At 70.2% G+C, this 752-nt stretch carries 1 pseudogene; it reads left to right on the forward strand.

The window, feature by feature from the left end:
* Positions 1 to 4: 4 nt before the first annotated feature.
* A pseudogene (locus tag NBZ83_RS32425) lies at positions 5 to 752 on the forward strand (IS5 family transposase); the annotation flags it as partial.

Here is a 752-nt window from a genome sequence, read left to right on the forward strand (position 1 = left end):
GCGCATTGAGCCGCTGCTGCCCAGGACGGGTGGTCGTGGTGGCCGGTGGGCGGACCACCGTCAGACGATCAACGGGATTCTGTCGCGGGAACGGACCGGGGCGCCCTGACCGGACATGCCCTCCCGCTACGGCAAGCGGCAGACGGTGTACAACCGGTTCCGTCGCTGGTCGTTGGACGGCACCTGGGAACGGATCCTCGACCGTGTCGTGGTCAAGAACGACGCGGTCGGTGACGTGGAACGGACCGTCAGCGTGGACTCGACGATCGTGCGGGCCCATCAGCACGCCGCCGGCGCCCTCCACCGGGTTCCCGCCGACCAGGAAGCCCGCAAAAAGGGGATGGGCCGATCAACGAATGCCCACCAGGCGAACGCGCCGCGGTGGAAGGACTCGGCCGGTCCCGCGGTGGACTGACCAGCAAGATCCACGTGGCCTGTGACGGCCGGGGCCGACCCCTGTCGATCCTGCTCACGCCCGGGCAGGTCAACGACTCCACCCGGTTCGACCAGGTCATGGCCGGGATCCGGGTCGGCCGGGACGAGCCCGGCCGGCCCCGGACCCGCCCCGACCATGTACTCGCGGACAAGGCCTACAGCGGCCGGGCGATCCGCGAGGACCTGCGAACCCGCGGGATCAGCCACACCATCCCCGAACGCGCCGACCAGAAGAACAACCGCACACGGCGCGGCCAGGCCGGTGGATGCCCCCCGACATTCGATACCGAGCGGTACAAGGCCCGCACCGTCGTCGA

It is taken from the genome of Frankia gtarii, assembly GCF_025403375.1.
In the GTDB taxonomy this organism is placed as follows: domain Bacteria; phylum Actinomycetota; class Actinomycetes; order Frankiales; family Frankiaceae; genus Frankia; species Frankia gtarii.